A 15,666-nucleotide genomic window follows, 5' to 3' on the forward strand; every position below is an offset into this window, starting at 1 on the left:
TTTACAGCTATTCCACAGAGAATTGTGTCCGGGCGGAGGTAACTATCGGCACGCTCGAAACGCCGAGCGCGTAGCGTTTCCACCATGTCCGACACGACACCATCGCTCAAAGCCACCCTCCGAACCGACATGGTTGCATCCATGAAGGCGAAGGATCCGCTACGTACAGCCACCCTTCGGATGCTCATGGCAGCCATCCAGACCGAAGAGGTTGCCGGTAAGGAAGCACGGGTCCTCACCGACGAAGAAATCATCAAAGTCCTTGCAAAGGAATCGAAGAAGCGCGGCGAATCGGCCGAGATCTACACCGAGAACGGCCGCGGTGAACTTGCCGCGAAAGAGCGCGCCGAAGCTCAGATCATCGACGAGTACCTGCCGACGCCGTTGACCGACGCCGAACTCGTCGACGTCGTCGACACCGCCCTCGCTCAGGTGTCCGAGGAGCTCGGTGAGCGTCCGGGTATGCGTCAGATGGGCCAGGTCATCAAGGCCGCCAGCGCGCTGGCCAAGGGCAAGGCCGATGGCGCCCGTATCTCTGCAGCAGTGAAGTCCCGCCTGTAGAAGCGCGCCACCGGAAACCGAAAACGGCCGCGAACTTCGAGTCACTCGGAGATCGCGGCCGTTCTTGTTTTCAGGGCCGTCAGTTTTCAGGGCCGTCAGTTCGGTGGGGTCCCCGCAGGCGGTACGGGTTCGCCTCCCGGCGGAGTCGCATCCGGGGGAGTCGCGCCCGGTGCCGGAGCTGCTGGAGCTGCCGGGGATGCGGGTGCTGCCGGAGCCCTTACGGACCCGTCACTGATGTAGATCGTGACGGTCGAACCCGGGATCGCGGACCCGGACGGCGAAACTCCGGTGACCGTTCCCGCCCGTGCTCCGGATGCCGTGGTCACGGAATTGACCGTGAAGCCGGACGCCTGCAACCTCGACGTCGCCGCCGACTGGCTCAGGCCGACAACCTCGGGAACCTGGCCGTTCTGTGATCCCCGTGCGTACTTCTCGTCGATCGGAGGCAGTGAGGTGGGCCCGAAGTTGTTGGCGACCGGGTTCATTGCCGCGAACCAGGATCTCGCCGGTTCGGTACCGCCGTACAGGTTGCCGCTGTAGCAGGGGCGTAGCGGGCTCGAGCAGATCTCGCCGGGCGTCGGGGAGTCGCCGAAGATGTAGACGGCCGCAGCGAGGTTGTTGGTGAAACCGAGGAACGCCGAGGACTTGTGGGTCTCGGTGGTACCCGTCTTGCCCGACATCGGCAGGCTCCATCCGGCGCTGCTCGCGGCACCGGCAGACGTACCGGCGCCGACGTCGTCACGGCTCATGGCGTTGGCGAGTGTGTCTGCCAAGCCGGGCTCGACGACCTGCTCACAGCCCTGCTCGGTGACGGCCACCGGCTTGCCGTAGCGGTCGAAGACCGAATCGATGGGACTCGGCGGGCACCACTTGCCGTGCGAGGCGAGAGTGGCCGCGACGTTGGAGAGTTCGAGCGGGTTGATCCAGGTGGGGCCGAGGGTGAACGAACCGAGGTTCTGTTCCTTCTGGAAGTCGGCCATGCTGCGCTCGTCGAAGCCCGAGGTGTTGGGATCGGCGTACGAGCGCATGCCGAGACGGACAGCCATGTCGACGGTCGGCGTGACGCCGGTCGCCTCGATGAGCTTGACGAAAGCGGTGTTTGGGGACTGTGCCAGGGCGTCGGTCACGGACAGCGTCGGCGGATAGTTGCCGGCGTTCTCCACGCAGTACGTCGAGACCGGGCAGCCTGCCGCACCACCGCTACCCATGCCCTTGGCTTCGAAGCGCTTGGGCACGTCGAGGGTCGCGTTGATGCCGAGGCCCTTCTCCATCGCCGCAGCGGTCGTGAAGATCTTGAAGACGGAACCCGCACCGTCACCGGCAAGGGAGTACGGCTGCGCCTGGACGGTTTCGTCGGCGTCGGCATTGAGTCCGTACGTGCGACTGCTGGCCATCGCGATGACCTTGTGTGAATCCTGGCCCGGCCTGATCACGTTCATCACGTTCGCGATGCCGTCGAGGTTGGCGCTCGCGTTCGCGTTCAGTCCGGCCTTGGTGGACGCCTGGACCTGCGGATCGAGAGTGGTCTTGATGAGGTAACCACCCTCGTTGATCTGGTCGCGGGTGATTCCGGCATCCGAGAGGTACTTCAGTGCGTAATCACAGAAGAATCCGCGATCGCCTGCAGCGATGCAGCCGCGCGGCAAGTTGTTGGGGGTTTCGAGGACGCCGAGGGGCTCTTCCTTGGCTGCACGGAACTCGTCGGCACGATCCGGAATGTTCGTGATCATGGTGTCGAGCACGGTGTTACGACGCTCGGTCACGCCCTCGACGTTCGTGTACGGGTTCAGCGCGGAGCTGGACTGAACCATGCCGGCCAGCATCGCGGACTGCGGAACGGTCAGATCTGCGGCGTCGACGCCGAAGTAGGTCTGAGCCGCGTCCTGAATGCCGAAGGATCCGTTGCCGAACGGTACGAGGTTGAGGTACCGGGTGAGGATCTCGTCTTTCGTGAGTTCCTTGTCCAGCGTCAGCGCCATCCGGATCTCGCGGATCTTTCGGGCCGGGGTGGTCTCGATGGCAGCGCGGCGCTCGGCATCCGTCTTGGCCACGACCAACAGTTGGTAGTTCTTCACATACTGCTGATCGAGTGTCGACGCGCCCTGCTGCACTTCACCGGTCGTCGTGTTGGTGAGGAAGGCGCGCAGCGTTCCCTGCCAGTCGACGCCCTTGTGGTCGGGGAACCGGCGGTCCTCGATGGAGACGATCGCCAACTTCATGTTGTTGGAGATCTTCTCGCTCGGGACTTCGAAGCGTCGTTGGTCGTACAGCCAGGCAATGGGATTGCCTGCCGCATCGACCATGGTGGACACCGCGGGGACCGTGCCTTCGACCAGTTCGGCCGAGACGTTGTCGACGGTATCGGCAGCGCGATTGGACGCGAATCCGAATCCGCCGGCCACCGGGAACATCACCCCTGCGACCAGGACACCCGCCAATGCGGAGCTTCCGGCGAGCTTCGCCACTGTTTTTGCAATCGACACGATCTACAGAGTACGTGTGCCCACCCATTGGAACCGGTTTCAGTGTTTTGCGGGTGTTCAAAACCTCCTGAACACGCGCTTTGTACTGCCGTACCAAAAAATGCTCCCGACCGTCTTGCGTTAGGGGCGTTCTTTACCTAAATTGTGATCAGTGTGATCGACGTAACACTCGATCACGAATGTGTCTCAGCTTTCACGTGCTACCGCGAGACGGCTGAGATGGTGCGCTGCTCGCCTCATGGCGACGGTCAGACTTTGTAGAGGGGACCCAGAATGTACACAGCCACCCCGAGTAGCCGTTTGGACATCGAGCAGGCCGAGGCACGAATTGCCTGGGTAACTCAGGCGCGATGCCGCGAGGTCGATCCCGACCAACTTTTTGTTCGTGGCGCCGCACAGCGCAAGGCAGCCACCATCTGCCGTCACTGCCCGGTCCTCATGCAGTGCGGAGCAGATGCTCTCGACAACCGTGTCGAGTTCGGTGTGTGGGGCGGAATGACCGAACGTCAGCGCCGTGCACTGCTCAAGCAGCACCCCGACGTCGACTCCTGGTCCGAGTTCTTCGAAGACCAGCGCCAGCATCACTCAGCAGTCTGATCCAGGTCGATCGGGGGATCAGCCCTTACGAGTGAGCTGATCTCCCACCGCGCGCAGCGCCTCGAGGTCCGAGACCTCGAACGGTAGCGACGGAACACCGATCAGCGGCACCCTCGGGTGAGCTGCGGTGAATCGACTCAGCAAGGCGATTTCTCGCTTCGCGATCACTGCCCGATGGGCATGGATGCGGAGAACGGCTGCGGTGAGGGCCTCGGCCTCGGTCGCATTTTCCTTCGCTTCCAGTTTGTCGGCGGCGGTCACCGCATGATCGGCAGGCAGAGCCGTCAACGTCGGGTGAGTGCGGTTGAGAACCAGACCGGCCAACGGCATCGAGTCACCCGCAAGGCGATCGACGAAGAACGCCGCCTCACGGAGAGCGTCGGGCTCGGCCGCTGCGATCACCAGGAAATGAGTCCCCGGCTGACGCAGCAACTCGTAGGTCTTCGTGGCGCGTTCACGGAAACCGCCGAACATCGAGTCGAGCGACTGCACGAATGCCGATGCATCCGAAAGCATTTGGCTTCCCACGATGGTCGAGACACCCTTCAGGGCCAATCCCATCGCGCCGGCCACGAGCCTGGTCAGGCCACGGCCGGGTGCCGAGAGCAGCCGGATCATCCGTCCGTCGAGGAATGTTCCGAGCCTCTGTGGAGCGTCGAGGAAGTCGAGCGCATTGCGCGACGGCGGGGTATCGACGATCACCAGATCCCACGCGTCGTTCGACGCCAGCTGCCCCAACTTCTCCATCGCCATGTACTCCTGCGTTCCGGAGAACGATGTGGCAACGGTTTGGTAAAAGGGATTCGCCAGGATCTGCTCGGCCTTCTCAGGGCTCGAATGCTCGATGACCATCTCGTCGAAAGTCCGACGCATGTTCAGCATCATCGCGTGGAGTTCGCCCGTGGCCTCGGGACCCAGCTTCACCGGCTGCGGAGTGTTGTCGAGTTCGGCCACACCCAAGGCCTGTGCGAGGCGACGGGCCGGATCGATGGTGAGGACGACTACGCGTCGGCCCTCTTCGGCTGCCCGCAACGCCAGCGACGCAGCCGTCGTGGTCTTGCCGACGCCACCTGCGCCGCAACACACCACGATCCGGGCCGTCGGGTCCTTGATGATCGCCGAAATATCGAGGGCAGGAGCTGCGCGTCGGCCGGTCCTGGAACTGCCGACCGTCACGTTCTCGGTGGTCTCGGTCATCACACGCCCTGTTCCGTGAGGTATTCGGCCAGCTCGTAGAGCCCACCGAGATCGACGCCGTCGGCGAGTGCGGGAAGTTGCACCCGCGCGCCGTCGATCTCGCGGAGCTTCTCCGCACTGGATTCTTGAGCTTCGAGCACCGACGCGTGCTCGATCGTCTCGGTGAGCAGGCCGGCGAAGTCGTCGTCGGACAGATCGATGCCGACATCGGAGAGCGTCGACCGGATCGAAGCTGCATCGATGTTGCCGGCTGCAGCACCGGAGAGTTGGTCTTCGGGCAAGAACCTCGGGCTGGCGCGGTTGACGATGATGGCACCGAGGTTGAGGTCGTCACGCGCCAGTTCTGCGGCGGCGTCGGCGGTTTCCTGAACGGGCAGCGCTTCGAGAAGCGCAACAAGATGTACGACGGTCTCCGGCGAGTGCAGCAGCCGAACGACGCCTTCACTCTGAGAATGCACCGGGCCGCCCTTGGCGAGGTCGGCCATCGCCTTGGTGACGTCGAGGAAGCTGCCGATCCGCCCGGTCGGGGGAGCATCGACGACAACGGCGTCGTACACGCGTTTGCCGGTTCGATCGGTGCGGATGACGCACTCCTTGATCTTGCCGGTGAGCAGAACGTCGCGAAGGCCTGGAGCGATTGTGGTGGCGAATTCGATGGCGCCGAACTTACGCATCGCCCGGCCGGCGAAGCCGAGGTTGTAGAACATTTCGAGGTATTCGAGGAACGCGGTCTCGATGTCGACGGCCAGAGCCATCACTTCACCGCCACCTTCGGCGGCCGCGACCTTGGTCTCCTGCGGTGGAAGCGGTGGTACGTCGAAGAGCTGCGCGATTCCCTGGCGGCCCTCGACCTCCACGAGGAGAACGCGCTTGCCGCCTTCGGCCAACGCGAGCGCCAACGCGGCGGCAACCGTGGACTTACCGGTTCCGCCTTTACCTGACACAAAGTGCAGGCGGGCCTTCGTCGCAGACTCGGGCCAGGTCCTGCTCAGCTCATCTTGGGATGCAACCACACCGCGAGCCTATAAGTCTGGGGCCGAAGATGTACGCGGGATAGGCTCACCGCATGAGCGAAATAACTTCCTGGGAATACACCGTGACTCCGTTGCTGGTCCACAATCCGAAGGCAATTCTCGACAACTGGGGTGTCGACGGCTGGGAACTCGTCGCCGTCCTGCCGAGCGCGTCGGGCGAGCAGCACGTCGCGTACATGAAGCGTCCGAAGGGCTGAATCACATGGCAGAGGCAACACAGACCTGGTCGGAGCGTCTCGCCGAACTGGGCATTGCACTTCCCGCCGTCGCGGCACCCGTCGCTGCTTACGTTCCCGCGGTTCGCAGCGGCAACCACGTGTACACGTCGGGTCAGCTCCCGTTCGTCGACGGAAAACTGGCGCTGACCGGCAAGCTCGGCGCGGGCGTGTCGGATGAGGACGCCAAGGCCGCGGCTCGCACCTGCGCGCTCAACGCTCTCGCTGCCATCGACGCCCTGGTCGGCATCGACAACGTCGTCCGTGTCGTCAAGGTTGTCGGCTTCGTGGCATCCGCCGAAGGATTCACCGGTCAGCCCGGCGTGATCAACGGCGCATCCGAGTTCCTCGGTGAGGTGCTCGGCGACGCCGGTATCCACGCCCGTTCGGCAGTCGGCGTGGCAGAACTTCCCCTCGGCTCTCCGGTCGAGGTGGAACTGATCGTCGAAGTTCGCTGATGTCGACTGTCCATCCCGCCTACGCGCAGCTTCGCCGCGTCACCGACATCGCTTCGGTCTTGCTCGAGAACAACCCGGGCATGATGACGCTGGACGGTACGAACACTTGGATTCTGCACGCTCCGGGCAGCGTCGAGTGTGTTGTCGTCGATCCAGGCGACAACGACGAGGAACACCTGCAACGTGTCGCTGGTATCGGTCCGGTAGCGCTGACCTTGATCACGCACCGGCACTACGACCACACCGGCGGGGTGGACCGTTTCCACGAATTGACTTCGGCTCCAGTGCGTTCCGTCGACCCAACTTTTCTTCGCGGGGGCGCTTCGGCGCTTGTCGACGGTGAAGTGATCGAGGTAGCGGGCCTGAAGTTGCGGATCCTCGCGACGCCGGGCCATACCGCGGATTCGGTGTCGATAGTCATCGAGAACGATGCGAGCGTGCTGACGGGCGACACCATTCTCGGCCGCGGCACGGCAGTTCTCGACGACTCCGACGGCGATCTGGGGGACTACCTCACCTCGCTGCGATCGCTGGCCGCACTCGGCGAAGGACTGACGGTTCTTCCCGGGCACGGTCCGGACCTACCCGATCTGCAGGCGATTTCGCAGCAGTACCTCGCCCACCGCGAGGAGCGTCTGGATCAGGTGCGGGCTGCTCTGTCGACGTTGGGCGAGTCGGCCTCGGTGCGCGACGTAGTCGAGCACGTCTACTCCGACGTCGACCCGAAGCTGTGGCCGGTCGCGGAGAAATCCGTCAACGTGCAGTTGGCGTATCTGCGACGCTGAGGCGCTCGGCGCCGACACGAAGAGCTGAGTTGTGTGGCCGAACTGCCGCCATCTATGCCGATCGAGGTATAGCTGGCGGCAGTTTTTGCATTTGTTTGATATGGGTCACGGGCCAATAGTTAGTTCATGACCTCACAATGCGACGGATGGATCCGCAATTACGTGGACGGCTCCTATGTCGAACCCGACGAGTCGTCGAGCTTCGATCAGGTCGACCCAGCAACGGGCCGTGTTCTCGCCCGGGTCCACGAGGCCGACAAGGCCCTGGTCGATCGGGCCGTGACCTCTGCCAGACGTGCTCTGGACAACGGTTGGGCCGATACGCCGGTTCGAGAGCGGACGGCTCTGCTGCGACGCGCTGCCGACCGGATCGAGGAGCGATTCGAAGAGTTCGTCGCCGCAGAGATGGCGGACACCGGCAAGCCGATCACGCAGGCACGCGAACTCGACGTCGCGCGCGCCCTGACGAACTTCCGCACCTTCGCCGACATCGTCGCCGCGGCGGGACAGGAATCGTTTGTCACGGATCTCGCGGGCGGCAAGCAGGCGCTGAACTACGCGATCCGCAAGCCGCTCGGCGTCGTCGCCGTGATCGTTCCGTGGAACCTGCCGCTGCTTCTCCTGACCTGGAAGGTTGCGCCCGCGCTCGCGTGCGGAAACTCCGTGGTGGTCAAACCTTCCGAGGAGACCCCGGCGACTGCGTCGTTGCTGGCCGAGGTGCTCGAAGAGGTCGGCCTGCCTGCCGGCGTCTACAACGTCGTCCATGGATTCGGTGCGAACTCGGCCGGCGAGTTCCTCACCACGCACCCCGGTATCGACGGCGTCACCTTCACCGGATCTTCGGCAACGGGTTCGCATGTCATGAAAACCGTTGCCCCGCGGGTCCGTCCGGTCTCGTTCGAGCTCGGCGGCAAGAACGCCGCGATCGTGTTCGACGACGTCGACATCGACGAGGCTCTGACGGGTCTGACCAAGTCGGTGTTCACCAACACCGGCCAGGTCTGCCTGTGCACCGAGCGGGTGTACGTGCACCGCAGCATTTTCGACGACATCGCCGGTGGACTCGTCGAGCGGGCAGCAGGACTGCGTCTGGGCGACCCGACGCTCGATGCAACGACGACCGGACCGCTCATTTCGCAGGCACACCGGAAGAAGGTACTCGACTACTTCGAGATCGCCGAGCAGGAAGGCGCGAAAGTGCTGACCGGCGGCGGTATTCCGGACCTCGGACAGGAACTGTCGGGCGGATCCTGGATCGAACCCACCCTGTGGACTGGCTTGACCAACAAGGATCGCGCCGTACGTGAGGAGATCTTCGGACCCGTCGCGGCACTCATTCCGTTCGAGACCGAAGCCGAAGCGATCGCCCTCGCAAACGACACCGAGTACGGCCTTGCTGCCTCCGTGTGGACCAACGACCTGCGCCGCGGACACCGCGTCGCGCAGAAGATGAACGTCGGAATCTCCTGGGTCAACACGTGGTTCACCCGCGAACTGCGGTCTCCCTTCGGCGGCATGGGCCTGTCCGGCATCGGACGTGAGGGCGGCGAGTCCTCGCTGCACTTCTACACCGAACCGACGAATGTATGTGTGCAACTGTGAACATCGAAACCGCAAAAGTTTTCCAGAAATGAGCGAGGCGTGATGACAGCCCCCGAAGACACCGTATCCGCGCTCGCGCGTCGCCTCGACGACGCTGCGCAGACGCGCACCGACACCCCGAGCCTCGCCGACGAACACACCATCGACATCGACCAGGCCTACCGGATCCAGAACGAACTCCTCGAACGGCGCACCAGTCGTGGTGAATCGATTGTGGGCATCAAGCTCGGCTTCACGAGCAAAGCGAAGATGGCGCAGATGGGTGTCTCCGAAGTGATCGTCGGTCAGTTGACCGACGCGATGTGCGTGAGCAACGGCGGCGAAGTCGACCTGAGGACGTTCATTCATCCCAAGATCGAACCCGAAGTGGCATACCGCCTGTCGAAGGACGTCGATCTCGACGATCCGAACGTCGACATCGAAACCTGCGTCGACGCACTGGCTCCCGCAATGGAGATCATCGACTCGCGGTACCGCGACTTCCGCTTCACCTACACCGACGTCGTCGCTGACAACACCAGCGCTGCCGGATACGTGATCGGGCGGTGGCTGCCGCTACAGAACGTCGAAGACCGTTCCGTACGTATGGAAGTCGGCGGTGAGACGGTAGTCGGTTCCACGTCGGCCATTCTCGGCGATCCGGCGCGCGCTTTGCATGCACTGCTCGACATCGCCCGCCGACGCCGAATTCCGTTGCGCGCCGGTCAGGTAATTCTGGCCGGTGCCGCCACAGCAGCTGTGCGACTCGACGAGGGCGTCGCACAGTGCACGATCGACGGACTCGGAACCGTCACGGTGAAAGGTGTGAAGCGATGAGTGGGGCGCAGGTCATCGAGAAGCTGGCGAAGCCGCGCGGAAAGTTCCCCCACGTCAAGGTGGTCGGCGATTTCGTCTATGTCTCCGGGACCAGTTCGCGTCGACCCGACAACACGTTTGTCGGCGTCGAGGTCGATGAGATGGGGACGACGGCGCTCGACATTCGGGCGCAGACGCGTGCCGTCATCGAGAACATCGCGGCAATCCTCGCCGAAGTGGGTGGAGAACTCAGTGATCTGGTTCAGGTCACCTCCTACCTGGTGTCGATGAACGACTTCGGTGGATACAACGAGGTGTACGCCGAACTGTTCGACGAAAACGGTCCGACGAGAACGACTGTGGCTGTTCACCAGCTGCCCCACCCTCACCTGCTCATCGAAATTTCCGGCGTGGCGTACGTGCCCGCCTCCCGACGCTCGGCGTCCGAAGATACGGAGAATGCATCATGACCACGATTCCTCCCGTCATCGACTTCAAGAAGTGGATCGACGACAACCGCCACCTCCTGCAGCCGCCCGTCAACAATCAGACGATGGCGCTCGGAGACGATTTCATCGTGCAGGTCGTCGGCGGCCCCAACCAGCGGACCGACTACCACCTCGATCCGTACGAGGAGTGGTTCTACCAGCTCGAAGGCGACATCCACGTCAATGTCATGACCGAAGACGGTCCTCATCGCGTCGACATTCGCGAGGGTGAAACTTGGTTGCTGCCAGGAGACATTCCGCATTCGCCGCAGCGTCCCACCGCGGGCTCGATCGGCCTGGTCATCGAACGCGTCCGCAAGGAAGGCACGCTCGAGAAGTTCCAGTGGTACTGCCTCGAATGCGATCACAAGATTCACGAGGTCGAACTTCAGGTGCGCGACATCGTGGCCGACCTTCCGCCGGTGTTCGTCAAGTTCTACGAGAGCGAAGAAGCCCGCACGTGTGACAAGTGCGGCACGCTCCATCCCGGCAAGGGCTGAGCTATGAGCAACCTGATCGACATCCACACCCACTACGTGCCCAACGGGTGGCCGGATCTGACCGAAGACGCGGGGCCGCAAGCGCCGTGGCTGAAGGTCGAGTCGGAAACCGAAGCAATGATCATGATGGGCACCAAGGAGTTCCGCCGCATCCAGTCCGATGCCTGGGACGCCGAGGTGCGGCTTCGGGACATGGATGCCGACGGCGTGCAGACGCAGGTCGTCTCACCTACTCCGGCGTTCTTCAACTACGGCCGGAGCGGTGAGCAGGCAAGTCGCATTGCACGGATCTTCAACGACCTCGCACTCGAGATCGTGGAGCCGGCGAAGGATCGTTTGATTCCCTTCTGCCAGGTGCCTCTGCAAGACACCGACGCAGCGTGCCGTGAGTTGGAGCGGTGCATCGCGAACGGGCACCGCGGTGTCGAGATCGGCAATCATGTCGGCGATCTGGACCTCGACAGCGAGGGCGTGGTGACGTTCCTGCAGCACTGCGCGTCGCTGGACGTGCCGGTATTCGTGCACCCGTGGGACATGGCCAACTCTCCGCGCCTCGATCGCTGGATGGCGCAGTGGCTCACTGCGATGCCGGCCGAAACGCACCTGTCGATACTCGCACTGATTCTCGGTGGGGTGTTCGACAAGATCGACGATCGTCTCAAGATCGGATTTGCGCACGGTGGTGGATCTTTCGCGTTCTGGTTGGGACGGATGGAAAACGCCTGGCACGGCCGCAACGACATCATCGGTACGTCGCAGTTCCCGCCGTCGCACTACCTGGGAAGGTTCTACGTGGATTCCGTCGTCTTCGACGAGCGTGCGCTGCGACTGTTGGTGGACACGGTGGGGGTGGACCGTGTGATGGTGGGTAGTGATTACCCGTACCCCTTGGGGGAGCGTCCGGTCGGTGAGGTGGTTCGCAAGAGTGAGTTCTTGGACGATACTGCGCGCCAACTGATTTCGCGGGGGAATGCCGAACGCTTCCTGGGTCTCGTCTGAGGCCCCGGCTATACCTTTTCCGGTATGGCGGACGGTGAATTCGGCATTTGTGAGTCATGTCTCGAGCGAGCACAATTCCAAACACAACGATCGACGACGCTCGTGATACCGACAATCCCGAAGACGGGGTCGGTGACTACAGACTTCATCGTCCGCCTGCCCCATCCAATCGATAGGTTCCGCGATGTCAGACAAGATATCCAACAGCACTACGAGCGACGGAAAGCCGTTGCCGGAGAAAGCGGCCCGTAGCCGAGTTGCCATGGCAACCCTGGCCGGCACAACTCTCGAATGGTACGACTTCTTCCTCTACGGCACAGCCGCCGCGTTGATCTTCAACAAACAATTCTTCCCGAGCCTGAGCCCCACGGCCGGCACGCTGGCTGCCTTCAGCACCTTCGCCGTCGGGTTCATTGCACGGCCGGTGGGTGGACTCGTGTTCGGGCACTTCGGTGACCGGATCGGGCGCAAGGCCACGCTCGTGGTCTCATTGGTGATGATGGGCATCGGGTCCACACTCATCGGCCTCATCCCGAACTACGACTCCATCGGTTTCTGGGCGCCCGTCCTCCTGGTGGCGATGCGCGTCGTTCAGGGCATCGGTCTGGGCGGTGAAGGCGCCGGCGCGACACTCATGTCGATGGAGCACGCGCCGGCGGGGCAGAAGAATCTCTATGCAGGTTTCCCTCAGATGGGCACACCCGCCGGACTGGTTCTCGCCAACGGCATCTTCCTGACGACCAACGCCGTGATGTCGGACTCGGCATTCGCTTCGTGGGGTTGGCGAATCCCGTTCCTGCTCAGCTTCGTTCTGGTGGCGATCGGTCTGGTGATTCGCCTGCGCGTCACCGAGTCGCCGTCATTCGCCGGGATCATGGAGAAGGGCGAAATAGTCCGCTTCCCGCTGCGTGAGTCGCTCAAGGTCGGCTTCCCCCGTTTGTCTCTCACGCTTGCCGCGTGCTTGGCGAACTCCGCCGTGGCGTACGCCTTCATGGTGTTCACCCTGTCGTACGGAACTCAACATCTGGGCTACGACAAGCAATTCCTGGTGCTCAGCGTGACCGCGGCAGCAGTCCTGTGGTTCCTTTCCATCCCGTTCTGGACAAAGATCGCCGACAAGTACGGGCGTCGGCACATGTTCATCGGCGGATCAGCTGCAATCCTGTTGTGGTGCATCGTGTTCTTCCCGCTCCTCAACACCGAGAACAAAATGGTCGCCGTCATCGCGTTCCTGGGCATGGGCCTGATCGTTCCGGTCACACATTGTGTCCAGGGCAGCATCATCGCCGATACCTTCCCGGCCAAGGTCCGCTATTCCGGCTCGTCTCTGATCCTCCAGAGCGGCGCGATTCTCGGCGGTGGACTGGCACCGATGATCGCCACGGCTCTGCTCGACGCCACCGGATCTTCGGTCGGTGTGACCTGGTATCTCGCCGGGGTGTGCACGATCAGCCTGGTCGGCGCCATCGCACTGTTCAAGATTGTCCCCGATTCGTCGCGGGGCTTGGAGCACGAGGAGATTCGCGTCTCCGAAAACGCCTGAGTCCTGGTCGATCCGACATCGGCCCGTTCCCTCTGGAGGGAACGGGCCGATCGGCGTTTCACGGTCGCATGAGCTCAGTTGCAAAGGACTCCAGCGTCGCGATCAGGGCCTGCGCGGACGGACTCGACGTGCGAGTCGCCGACGAGGTGATGCCGACGCTGTGCCCGATCGGATCGAGTGTGATGGACAGGGTGGTCAAGCGCGCGTCGTCGCGGGGGATGAGGCTCGGTAGTACCGCGATCATGTCGGTCTCGACCAGTAGCTGACGCACGGTGAGGAAAGAGGTTGCCTCGACCCGATTTTCGGGCAACGGCAAGCCGTTCCGGGCGAAGAACTCCTCGAGTTCGCGTCGGAGCACTGTCTCGACCCCAGGAAGGATCCAGGGGAAGCCGCGTAGTTCTTCGAGTTGGACGTCCTCGCGGTGAGCGAGCGGGTGATCTACGCGGGTGACGAGTTCGACGGACTCCGCGTAGAGGTTCCGTCTTGTCGCGGTGTCATCGGTAGGTGAGGTGAGCCGGCCGACGATCAGGTCGATTCGGCCCGCTTCCAGATCGGTGAGCAACTGCTCTGGCGTACCTTCGCGCACGACGACGGTGAGCAACGGGTGGTGAACCTTCAGGCGCGCGATAGCGCCGGGAAGCAGCACGTTGGATCCGGCGAGATGTGTTCCCACGATGACGGTTCCGCGATTGGCGTCGGCAAGTTCGACGACGTGTCGCCCGGCTTCGGTCAGCTGCGCGATCACGGCCCGTGCATGAGTTGTGAAGGCCTCGCCGAAAATGGTCGGGGTGATGCCGCGTGGGCCGCGGTCGAAGAGCGAGACGCCGAGAATGGACTCGATGTCGTGCAGACTGCGGGTCGCGACGGGTTGCGTGATGTGAAGTGCGGCAGCGGCGCCGACCACACTGCCCTGACGGCTCAATGCGTCGACGAGCAGGAGATGGCGGAGTTTGAGTCGCCCGTCGAGGAGCTTGGGCATGTCCATGGAGCAATCCTAGACGGGATTGCGCCGGGTGGGTAGGCGCCCGAAGTTGCTCAGGAGAAGGTGATTCCGATCGATTGGGACGAGGTGTACTTCTCCCAGGTTTCGCTGCTGTCCGGACTTCCCGTGTGCGCAAACGACGTCCAGTGCCGGCGTATCCGACGGCCCAGTGCGTCGATGCTCTGCCAGTCGCTGCTGCCCAGCATCGGTGAGCCCTGCCAGGACTGCTCGGTTCCCAACACGAAGGGTAGTTCGATGCAGTGAGTGGCCCCGAAGACGTCGTCCGTCGGTGCCCAGTCGAAGCGGTACGTGTACACCGACGCGCCGGCCGCTGTGAAGGTCTCGGCCAGCTCCATTGCCGGTTCGGCAAACATGTTCTGTGTCAGTGCCTTTTCGGCGACGTGTTCGGGATCGGGTACTCCCGCTAGGTCGCGCACGAAAGCAGATCCCTCGTCTCGGGTGTATCCCACGATGACGTCAGGCGCTGTTTCGAAAGTTCGGATCACCGGTTCCAGTTCGGAGATCGGCGCGAAGGGCGGTTGCACGACATTGGGGGACCGCCGGCTGAACTCGACAGCCGTGCCGCGGAATGCGTCGAGAATGTGGGAGAGCGGCGCGGTCCTAGGATCTCCGTCGAGCAGTCGGGCAAACGTCTCCCCGTTCTCGATCGCGGGAGCCTGCGTGAAGTTGAGGTCCGGCCGTGGGGTGCTCTGCAGAATTGCTCGATGGAACAGGGTTCGAGAGTTGTTACTGCTCAACAGATTCACAATGGAATGGGCGCCTGCCGACTGCCCGAATACGGTGACCGAGTCTGGGTCGCCGCCGAATGCCTCGATGTTCTCGCGCACCCACTCGAGCGCCGCGATCTGATCGTGTACCCCGAGATTGCCTTCGCTGACGCCGTCGAGGAGGAGGTATCCGAGCACGCCGACGCGATAGTTGACCGACACCACGACGACGTCGCCCTCGGCTGACAAAGCGCCGCCGTCGTACCAGGGGAGTGAGCCGCCGCCACTGGAGTACCCGCCACCGTGAAGCCACACCATCACCGGGCGATGACCGGTCAGCGACGGGGTTGTGACGGTGACGGTGAAGCTGTCCTCGCTGTGCTCCGGTTCGGGGAGCGGTGGCCCCATGATGCGTTCGAGTCGTGAAGGTGGTTGGGGGAAGACCGTTCCAAGCGCTGTGGCGTCGAAGACGTCGGAGAACGGTTCCACCGGTCGAGGCTTCTCGAAGCGCGGTGCGCTGGCGTAGGGGATCGCACCGAAGTAGTAGGAACCGTCACGCTTTCGGCCGCGGACCTTCCCCGAAGGGGTGGATGCGATCACCGTCTCGAACGAGGGCATGGGTTCCTTTCTTCTTGTGCATGCTTTTTCGAGCATGCCAGGTGGATGCCGCGGCACAAATGCCTTTGTGGTCGTGCGGTA

16 protein-coding genes are annotated in these 15,666 nt (G+C 63.1%); 11 read left to right on the forward strand and 5 right to left on the reverse strand.

Features of this window, described 5'->3' with window-relative positions; translation table 11 throughout:
* Positions 1–84 precede the first annotated feature (84 nt).
* Positions 85–561: a GatB/YqeY domain-containing protein gene (locus BH682_RS02525; protein WP_003943491.1), complete on the forward strand. Its 477-nt coding sequence runs from the start codon at positions 85–87 to the stop codon at positions 559–561.
* Between the two features lie 95 nt (positions 562–656).
* Here BH682_RS02525 and BH682_RS02530 read toward each other — a convergent pair whose 3' ends face one another.
* A complete protein-coding gene (locus tag BH682_RS02530) occupies positions 657–3,026 on the reverse strand; it encodes a penicillin-binding protein (RefSeq protein WP_075831963.1) in 2,370 nt (789 codons plus the stop codon).
* Positions 3,027–3,317: 291 nt separating this feature from the next.
* Here BH682_RS02530 and BH682_RS02535 point away from each other — a divergent pair, with 291 nt between their 5' ends.
* Positions 3,318–3,641 carry a WhiB family transcriptional regulator gene (locus tag BH682_RS02535; protein WP_007732375.1) on the forward strand — a complete coding sequence of 108 codons (324 nt, stop codon included), beginning with the start codon at positions 3,318–3,320 and terminating at the stop codon, positions 3,639–3,641.
* 18 nt (positions 3,642–3,659) lie between these two features.
* On the opposite strand, the gene BH682_RS02540 is transcribed toward BH682_RS02535, so the two are convergent.
* Together BH682_RS02540 and BH682_RS02545 are read right to left on the reverse strand one after the other, a co-directional pair.
* Positions 3,660–4,838, reverse strand: a complete 1,179-nt coding sequence (locus BH682_RS02540) for an ArsA family ATPase (protein WP_007732380.1) — start codon at positions 4,836–4,838, stop codon at positions 3,660–3,662.
* Positions 4,838–5,851: an ArsA family ATPase gene (locus BH682_RS02545; protein WP_037130910.1), complete on the reverse strand. Its 1,014-nt coding sequence runs from the start codon at positions 5,849–5,851 to the stop codon at positions 4,838–4,840. The genes BH682_RS02540 and BH682_RS02545 overlap by 1 nt, the downstream gene beginning before the upstream one ends.
* Positions 5,852–5,904: 53 nt before the next feature.
* On the opposite strand from BH682_RS02545, the gene BH682_RS36275 reads away from it, so the two are divergent.
* The 9 genes from BH682_RS36275 (at position 5,905) to BH682_RS02585 (ending at position 13,257) form a co-directional block, all read left to right on the forward strand.
* Positions 5,905–6,069, forward strand: coding sequence for a hypothetical protein (locus BH682_RS36275; protein ID WP_003943454.1), 165 nt, complete (start codon positions 5,905–5,907; stop codon positions 6,067–6,069).
* A gap of 5 nt (positions 6,070–6,074) precedes the next feature.
* Positions 6,075–6,545: a RidA family protein gene (locus BH682_RS02550; RefSeq protein WP_003943508.1), complete on the forward strand. Its 471-nt coding sequence runs from the start codon at positions 6,075–6,077 to the stop codon at positions 6,543–6,545.
* Positions 6,545–7,330: an MBL fold metallo-hydrolase gene (locus tag BH682_RS02555; RefSeq protein WP_007732381.1), complete on the forward strand. Its 786-nt coding sequence runs from the start codon at positions 6,545–6,547 to the stop codon at positions 7,328–7,330. Before BH682_RS02550 ends, BH682_RS02555 begins: the two co-directional genes overlap by 1 nt.
* Positions 7,331–7,456: 126 nt before the next feature.
* The gene (locus BH682_RS02560; RefSeq protein ID WP_042446666.1) at positions 7,457–8,932 is read left to right on the forward strand and encodes a 2-hydroxymuconic semialdehyde dehydrogenase; all 1,476 of its coding nucleotides are present in this window, start codon (positions 7,457–7,459) and stop codon (positions 8,930–8,932) included.
* Between the two features lie 42 nt (positions 8,933–8,974).
* Positions 8,975–9,748 (forward strand): 2-keto-4-pentenoate hydratase, encoded by a 774-nt coding sequence (locus BH682_RS02565; RefSeq protein WP_042446669.1) that lies wholly within the window; start codon positions 8,975–8,977, stop codon positions 9,746–9,748.
* A complete protein-coding gene (locus BH682_RS02570) occupies positions 9,745–10,197 on the forward strand; it encodes a RidA family protein (protein WP_003943520.1) in 453 nt (150 codons plus the stop codon). Before BH682_RS02565 ends, BH682_RS02570 begins: the two co-directional genes overlap by 4 nt.
* Positions 10,194–10,715, forward strand: a complete 522-nt coding sequence (locus tag BH682_RS02575) for a 3-hydroxyanthranilate 3,4-dioxygenase (protein ID WP_042446673.1) — start codon at positions 10,194–10,196, stop codon at positions 10,713–10,715. The genes BH682_RS02570 and BH682_RS02575 overlap by 4 nt, the downstream gene beginning before the upstream one ends.
* Positions 10,716–10,718: 3 nt before the next feature.
* On the forward strand, positions 10,719–11,714 hold the full coding sequence (locus BH682_RS02580) for an amidohydrolase family protein (RefSeq protein ID WP_042922846.1): 996 nt from the start codon (positions 10,719–10,721) through the stop codon (positions 11,712–11,714).
* Positions 11,715–11,898: 184 nt separating this feature from the next.
* Positions 11,899–13,257, forward strand: a complete 1,359-nt coding sequence (locus tag BH682_RS02585) for an MFS transporter (RefSeq protein WP_042446679.1) — start codon at positions 11,899–11,901, stop codon at positions 13,255–13,257.
* Between the two features lie 58 nt (positions 13,258–13,315).
* On the opposite strand, the gene BH682_RS02590 is transcribed toward BH682_RS02585, so the two are convergent.
* Positions 13,316–14,242: a LysR substrate-binding domain-containing protein gene (locus BH682_RS02590; RefSeq protein ID WP_003943516.1), complete on the reverse strand. Its 927-nt coding sequence runs from the start codon at positions 14,240–14,242 to the stop codon at positions 13,316–13,318.
* 50 nt (positions 14,243–14,292) lie between these two features.
* Positions 14,293–15,585, reverse strand: a complete 1,293-nt coding sequence (locus BH682_RS02595; protein WP_075831965.1) for a carboxylesterase family protein — start codon at positions 15,583–15,585, stop codon at positions 14,293–14,295.
* Positions 15,586–15,666 lie beyond the last annotated feature (81 nt).

Origin of the sequence: Rhodococcus sp. YL-1 (assembly GCF_001942025.1) — a bacterium.
GTDB classification, from domain to species: Bacteria; Actinomycetota; Actinomycetes; order Mycobacteriales; family Mycobacteriaceae; genus Rhodococcus_F; species Rhodococcus_F qingshengii.

What these genes read in the sequence shown, in the direction of transcription:
- BH682_RS02525 (WP_003943491.1), top strand. Translation starts at nt 85, where the DNA reads ATGTCCGACACGACACCATCGCTCAAAGCCACCCTCCGAACCGACATG.
- BH682_RS02535 (WP_007732375.1), top strand. Translation starts at nt 3,318, where the DNA reads ATGTACACAGCCACCCCGAGTAGCCGTTTGGACATCGAGCAGGCCGAG.
- BH682_RS02540 (WP_007732380.1), bottom strand. Translation starts at nt 4,838, where the DNA reads ATGACCGAGACCACCGAGAACGTGACGGTCGGCAGTTCCAGGACCGGC.
- BH682_RS36275 (WP_003943454.1), top strand. Translation starts at nt 5,905, where the DNA reads ATGAGCGAAATAACTTCCTGGGAATACACCGTGACTCCGTTGCTGGTC.
- BH682_RS02550 (WP_003943508.1), top strand. Translation starts at nt 6,075, where the DNA reads ATGGCAGAGGCAACACAGACCTGGTCGGAGCGTCTCGCCGAACTGGGC.
- BH682_RS02555 (WP_007732381.1), top strand. Translation starts at nt 6,545, where the DNA reads ATGTCGACTGTCCATCCCGCCTACGCGCAGCTTCGCCGCGTCACCGAC.
- BH682_RS02560 (WP_042446666.1), top strand. Translation starts at nt 7,457, where the DNA reads ATGACCTCACAATGCGACGGATGGATCCGCAATTACGTGGACGGCTCC.
- BH682_RS02565 (WP_042446669.1), top strand. Translation starts at nt 8,975, where the DNA reads ATGACAGCCCCCGAAGACACCGTATCCGCGCTCGCGCGTCGCCTCGAC.
- BH682_RS02570 (WP_003943520.1), top strand. Translation starts at nt 9,745, where the DNA reads ATGAGTGGGGCGCAGGTCATCGAGAAGCTGGCGAAGCCGCGCGGAAAG.
- BH682_RS02575 (WP_042446673.1), top strand. Translation starts at nt 10,194, where the DNA reads ATGACCACGATTCCTCCCGTCATCGACTTCAAGAAGTGGATCGACGAC.
- BH682_RS02580 (WP_042922846.1), top strand. Translation starts at nt 10,719, where the DNA reads ATGAGCAACCTGATCGACATCCACACCCACTACGTGCCCAACGGGTGG.
- BH682_RS02585 (WP_042446679.1), top strand. Translation starts at nt 11,899, where the DNA reads ATGTCAGACAAGATATCCAACAGCACTACGAGCGACGGAAAGCCGTTG.
- BH682_RS02590 (WP_003943516.1), bottom strand. Translation starts at nt 14,242, where the DNA reads ATGGACATGCCCAAGCTCCTCGACGGGCGACTCAAACTCCGCCATCTC.
- BH682_RS02595 (WP_075831965.1), bottom strand. Translation starts at nt 15,585, where the DNA reads ATGCCCTCGTTCGAGACGGTGATCGCATCCACCCCTTCGGGGAAGGTC.